Source organism: Mesorhizobium sp. M7A.F.Ca.AU.002.02.1.1 (assembly GCF_003998535.1).
GTDB lineage: Bacteria > Pseudomonadota > Alphaproteobacteria > Rhizobiales > Rhizobiaceae > Mesorhizobium > Mesorhizobium ciceri.
Window position 1 is genome coordinate 1 of sequence record NZ_RZPB01000362.1, and the last position, 6,092, is coordinate 6,092.

The 6,092-nt window shown below is 60.7% G+C and carries 5 protein-coding genes; 4 read left to right on the plus strand and 1 reads right to left on the minus strand.

What is annotated here, in order from left to right; genetic code table 11:
• Positions 1 to 2,190, minus strand: a 2,190-nt coding sequence (locus tag EN879_RS21025) for an EAL domain-containing protein (protein ID WP_164774490.1), incomplete at its 3' end; no start/stop codon positions are given.
• 361 nt (positions 2,191 to 2,551) lie between these two features.
• Here EN879_RS21025 and ugpB point away from each other — a divergent pair.
• The 4 genes from ugpB to EN879_RS21045 all read left to right on the plus strand — a co-directional run.
• Positions 2,552 to 3,862, plus strand: coding sequence for a sn-glycerol-3-phosphate ABC transporter substrate-binding protein UgpB (gene ugpB, locus EN879_RS21030; protein WP_013529413.1), 1,311 nt, complete (start codon positions 2,552 to 2,554; stop codon positions 3,860 to 3,862).
• Positions 3,863 to 4,019: 157 nt separating this feature from the next.
• Positions 4,020 to 4,940: a sn-glycerol-3-phosphate ABC transporter permease UgpA gene (gene ugpA, locus EN879_RS21035; RefSeq protein ID WP_050580468.1), complete on the plus strand. Its 921-nt coding sequence runs from the start codon at positions 4,020 to 4,022 to the stop codon at positions 4,938 to 4,940.
• Between the two features lie 9 nt (positions 4,941 to 4,949).
• Complete coding sequence (gene ugpE / locus EN879_RS21040) at positions 4,950 to 5,798, plus strand: sn-glycerol-3-phosphate ABC transporter permease UgpE (RefSeq protein WP_013529415.1); 849 nt, start codon at positions 4,950 to 4,952, stop codon at positions 5,796 to 5,798.
• Positions 5,799 to 5,805: 7 nt separating this feature from the next.
• The coding region (locus tag EN879_RS21045; protein ID WP_127274223.1) for an ATP-binding cassette domain-containing protein at positions 5,806 to 6,092 on the plus strand (287 nt) is incomplete at its 3' end.

Genomic DNA, 6,092 nt, shown 5'->3' on the forward strand with positions numbered 1-6,092 from the left:
TCCCAGGACGGCGCGCACGATCGCCGCGACCTGGCCGTTCTTGTCGACCGACTTGATGAAGGAGCCATCGATCTTGATCTTGTCGAAGGGGAAGGCGCGGAGGTTGGAGAGCGAGGAATAGCCGGTTCCAAAATCGTCCATGGCCACGCGCACGCCCAGCGCCTTGACCTGCCGCAAGGTGGCCAGCGCCCGCGGCATGTCCTTGACAAGCGCCGTCTCGGTGATCTCAAGCTCGAGCCTGCCGGGCGCCAGGCCGGAATTCAGCAATGTTTCGTGGACCTTGCGGCTGAAATTCGTGTTGTGGAGCTGCACCGCCGAAACGTTGACGGCCACTGTCAGCGGATTTTCCCAGCGGGCGGCTTCCTCGCAGGCAGCCGTCAGCACCCATTCGCCAATCTGGCCAATGGCGCCGCTGTCTTCGGCCACCGGGATGAATATGGCCGGCGACACGTCGCCGCGAGTCGGATGCCGCCAGCGGACCAACGCTTCGAAGCCGACCATCTTTCCGCTGCTGATCTCTTTCTGCGGCTGGTAGACGAGATAGAACTCCTGGCGTGCGACCGCCTGGCGCAGTTCGTGCTCCATGACGCGCTTGTCGCGGGCCTCGGCCCCCATCGATGCTTCGAAATAACGGTAAGTGTCCTTGCCTTCGGTCTTGGCCCGGTAGAGTGCCGTATCGGCGTGGCTTATCAGGCTGGCCTGGTTTTCGGCATCCGACGGATACAGCGCAATGCCGATGCTTGCCGACACAAGGCCGCCGCCGACCGAGAGCCGGTTTTCCTCGCGCATGGCGGTCAGCACCGCGTTGGCGATACGGCCCGCCTCCAACGGGTCGGCCAGGTTCGGCGCGATGATGGCGAACTCATCGCCGCCCAGCCGCGCCACCATCTGCCCTGGACGAAGGATACCGGTCGCGCACTGCGCAACCTTCTGCAGCATGGCGTCGCCTGCGCCGTGCCCATACAGGTCGTTGACCTCCTTGAACCGGTCGAGATCAAGCAGCAGAAGCGCAAGCTGGCCGCCTTTCCTGGTCCGGACCATCGCAGCGATTTCCGTCTCCAGCCGGCCGGAAAAGCTGCGGCGATTGGCCAGTCCGGTCAATGGATCGAAATGGGCAAGCCGCAGGATCTCCTGTTCCGCCTTCTTGCGCTCGCGAATGTCGCGGACCGCGACCACGTTGTGCGGTTTGCCACAGTAGTCGATGCTCCTGGCGATCAGCTCGACAGGAATGCTCGTGCCATCGCGACCGCTCAATTCGGCCTCCTGCGGCTGTTCGCCGAAGCCCGAGATATCGGATCCGAAGAGATCGCCAAGCTGCATTCCGTTCAGGGTCGCTGTTGCTTTGCCCGTCAGTGCCGCAATGCTGTCATTGGCACTGATGATGCGGTTGCCGTCGCAGACGATCAGCCCCTCCACGGCGGCATTGGCCAGGCCGTGCATGCGGTCGACCTCGAGCTTCTGGCGACGGAAGCGCAAATCGATCCACAGCGCCGATGCCGACAGAACCAGGATCACCAGTGTGGCGGCGGCGGCCGCGAAAGCCTGCGAGGTCGGCTCGATCGTGTATTCGGATATGACGATCGAGGGATCGGGGAAGATCGAGACGGCACCCATCCCGATGAAATGCAGGGTGCAGATCGCCAGCGTCAGCAGCACCGCGCCGCCGGATGTCGCCTTCAAGGAGGGGCGGCGCTGCACGACACGCAGCGCCAGCGCCGCGAGCGTTACGCCGGCCAGCAGGGAAACGGCGACAAGCAACAGGTTCCACTCGATACGGCCCTGAACCTCGAACGCCGCCATGCCGATGTAGTGCATGGCTGCGATACCGCCGCCCAGCACGGCGCCGCCGACGAGATGATAGTCGAACTCATCCCGCAAGGTGGCGATCCACATGCCGGCTGCCGTCAAAGTGACCGAAGCAGCGAGCGAAAGCACGGAGAGTGCCGGATCATAGGCACTGGGTATGCCCGGTGTGAATGCGAGCATGGCGATGAAGTGCGTTGCCCAGATGCCAAAGCCGGTCGAAGTGGCCGCGATCATCAGCCAGGCAAGCCGGTTCCGATCTGTGGAACGGCTTATGTGCTGAAGCAGGTTGACAGCAGAGAAGCAGGAAATTCCGCAGATCAACGCGGCGAGTGCGACCAGTCTCAGATCATGTTCGTTGACGATACAATTGTAGACCGTCAGCATTTATTTCACCTGAGCTTTGGAAATAAACAGGGCAGCAGGATTGAGTAGCGCGTTGCCGTTGAGGGATCGATAAAGTCGGCTGCAACCTTGGCGTGTCTCTTCGGGTTGCTGCGGCTGCAATCAGGGCTGACACGCCGAAAGCCAGCTTGACGGTCCCGACGGTGGTTCCTGGCGCGCTTGTCGTCGCGCTAAGCCGGCTAACCGCATCGCTTCCCATGCCTCCAAGCGGAGACGAGCGTTGCGTCAGGTAAAGGGTGAAGTTCGTCGATCTGCAACAAAACCGTTGTCTGATTGTCATGAGCGACACATATTGCCTTCGCGGGAGTGCCCCCTTTCGCCAATGACAAACGGGAGATGAAACATGAAGTCCTTCGGCTTCGCGGCCGGTGTTGCCGCTACCTTTATGACGCTTTCCTCAACCTCCGCTTTTGCCGTCACGCAGATCAGTTGGTGGCACGCCATGACTGGCGCCAATGCCGAAGTCGTCGACAAGATCTCCAAAGATTTCAATGCCAGCCAGAGCGACTATGAGCTCGTTCCGGTGTTCAAAGGCACGTATCCCGAGACGCTGAATGCCGGCATTGCCGCCTACCGCGCGGGCCAGGCGCCAGACATCATCCAGGTGTTCGACGTCGGCACCGGCGTGATGATGGCGGCCGAAGGTGCCATCAAGCCCGCAGCCGATGTGTTGACCAGCGCTGGAATGACCTTCGACAAGAGCCAGTATCTGCCAGGCATAGTCGGCTATTATTCGAAGCCGGACGGCACCATGCTCTCCTTCCCCTACAACTCCTCCTCGCCGATCCTTTATTACAACAAGGATATCTTCAAGAAGGCTGGTCTCGACGTCGATAGCCCACCCAAGACCTGGAATGAAGTGTGGGAAGACGCCAAGAAGATCAAGGCGAGCGGCGCGGCCGCCTGCGGCTACACCTCGACCTGGCTGACCTGGATACATCTGGAGAATTTCGCGGCCTGGAATGACGTGTCATGGGCCACCCAGCAGAACGGTCTGGCCGGCGGCGATGTCGAGCTCAAGATCAACGCGCCGATTTTCGTCAACCATTTCCAGGCGCTGGCGGACCTCGCCAAGGACGGCACCTTCAAATATGGCGGCCGCACCTCCGAAGCCAAGCAGATCTTCCTTGCGGGCGAATGCGGGATCATGACCGAATCGTCCGGCGGACTTGGCGATATCGTCAAGTCCGGCATGAATTACGGCATTGGCCAATTGCCGTATGACAGCGACGCCAAGGGTGCGCCGCAGAACACGACGCCGGGTGGCGCCAGCCTGTGGGTTTTCGCGGACAAATCCGATGAGGAATACAAGGGCGTCGCGGCCTTCTTCGCCTACCTGTCGAAGACCGAGGTGCAAGAATACCTGCACCAGAAGTCGGGTTATCTGCCGGTAACGCTGGCGGCTTATGAAGCGACCAAGAAGTCCGGTTTCTATGACAAGAATGTCGGCCGCGAGACCCCGATCCTGCAGATGACGGGTAAGACGCCGACCGACAATTCCAAGGGCGTACGTCTGCCGAATCTGCCGCAGGTGCGCGATATCCAGAACGAGGAGTTCGAGAAGATGCTCGCCGGCCAGCAGACCGCGCAGCAGGCGCTCGACAATGCGGTTACGCGTGGCAATGCCGCGATCAAGGAAGCGCTGGGGAATTAGAGCGAGCGCAGGTCCTTGCTCTACGGCGCACCCATCTGTCCCGCCGGGCATCTCCCCTCGTGAGGGGAGTTTTGCCGTGCCTTGCGATTTCGCCAATGGTCGATGATGCCCAGTCCGAAACGCTCATCAAAGCCATCTTGGCGGAGAGGGGTGCCGCATGGTGCCCCCCGCCTCATCACCTCGGAGTGGCTCCGTGACCCCTCGCGTCGTGTTCCCCAACAAGGTCCTTCCCTACCTGCTTGTGGCGCCGCAACTGGCCATCACGCTCGTTTTTTTCTACTGGCCGGCCGGTCAGGCGTTCTACCAATCCATGCTCAGGCAGGATCCGTTCGGGCTGAGGACCAAGTTCGTCTGGTTCGCCAATTTCAGGAAAGTGCTTGCCGATCCGGCCTACCTGAACTCGATCAAGGTCACGGTGGTGTTTTCCCTTGCGACCGCTATCGTCGCCATGTGCGTGGCGCTCCTGCTGGCGGTCATGGCAGAGAAGGTGGTGCGCGGCAAAGGTCTCTACCGCACGCTCTTGATCTGGCCCTACGCGGTGGCGCCGGCGATTGCCGGTATGCTGTGGCTATTCCTCTTCAACCCTTCGATCGGGTCGCTGGCCTACATGCTGAGGAGTTTCGGCATCGCCTGGGATCCACTGCTCAATGGCACCCACGCCATGATCCTGCTGGTGTCCGCCGCTGCCTGGAAGCAGATCAGCTACAATTTCCTGTTCTTCGTCGCCGGCCTGCAGGCGGTGCCGAAAGCCTTGATCGAGGCGGCGGCCATGGACGGCGCCGGCGAGACCAAGCGATTCTGGACCATCGTCTTCCCGCTGCTTGCGCCGACGACCTTCTTCCTGCTGGTCGTCAACACCGTCTATGCCCTGTTCGACACGTTCGGCATCGTCCATGCCGTCACCGGGGGCGGTCCGGGCAAGACGACTGAGACGCTGGTCTACAAGGTCTACAATGACGGCTTCGTCAATCTGATCCTCGGTGACTCGGCGGCGCAGTCGGTCATCCTGATGATCATCGTCATCTCGCTCACCGCCATCCAGTTCCGCTATGTGGAACGCAAAGTCCATTACGGCTGAGGGCGAGCGATGATCGGCCAGTCACCGCTCCGCACCGTCATCGCCCACGCCATGCTGATCCTCGGCATATTGATCGTCGCCTTCCCGATCTACTACACGTTCGTTGCCTCGACGCAGACGCTGCAAACGATCCTCAGGCCGCCATTGCCGCTCCTGCCCGGCGATCAGTTCTGGAACAATTACAGCGAGGCATTGTTCGGCGGTGTCGGCCGCATCGGCGGCGTCAGCGTCGGCAGGCTGCTGCTCAACACGACGATCATGGCGCTCGGCATCGCGGTGGGAAAGATATTCATCTCGATCCTGTCTGCCTATGCGATCGTGTTCTTCCGCTTTCCGCTGCGCATGACCTTCTTCTGGCTGATCTTCATCACCCTGATGCTCCCCGTCGAGGTGCGCATCCTGCCAACCTACAAGGTGATGGTCGATCTCGGCATGATCGACACTTATGCGGGCCTGATCATCCCGCTGATCGCCTCGGCCACCGCCACGCTGCTGTTCCGCCAGTTCTTCATGACGATTCCTGGCGAATTGGTTGAGGCGGCGCGGGTCGACGGTGCGGGGCCGTGGCGCTTCTTCTTCGATATCCTGTTGCCGCTGTCGCGGACAAATATCGCGGCGCTGTTCGTCATCCTCTTCATTTATGGCTGGACACAGTATCTGTGGCCGTTGCTCGTCACCAACAGCAGCAACATGAACACGATCGTCATCGCGCTCAGAAAGATGGTCTCCTTCGCCGATGCCGATACGCAATGGCACCTGGTCATGGTTACAGCGATGCTGGCCATCGTGCCGCCGATCCTGGTCGTGGTGCTGATGCAACGCTGGTTCGTTCGCGGCCTGGTCGATTCCGAAAAGTGAGAAGCTGATGGCGACCGTCGATCTGAAGGATGTGAAGAAGGTCTACCCCAGCGGTTTCGAGGCCGTGAAGGGCGTTTCAATCGCGGTTCCCGACAAGGAGCTTTGCGTGCTGGTCGGCCCGTCGGGTTGCGGCAAGTCCACGCTGCTCAGAATGATCGCCGGGCTTGAAACCATCTCCTCGGGAACAGTTGCGATCGACGGCAAGATCGTAAATTCAACCGGTCCGACCGAGCGTGACATCGCCATGGTGTTCCAGAACTACGCGCTCTATCCGCATATGAAAGTCTACGACAA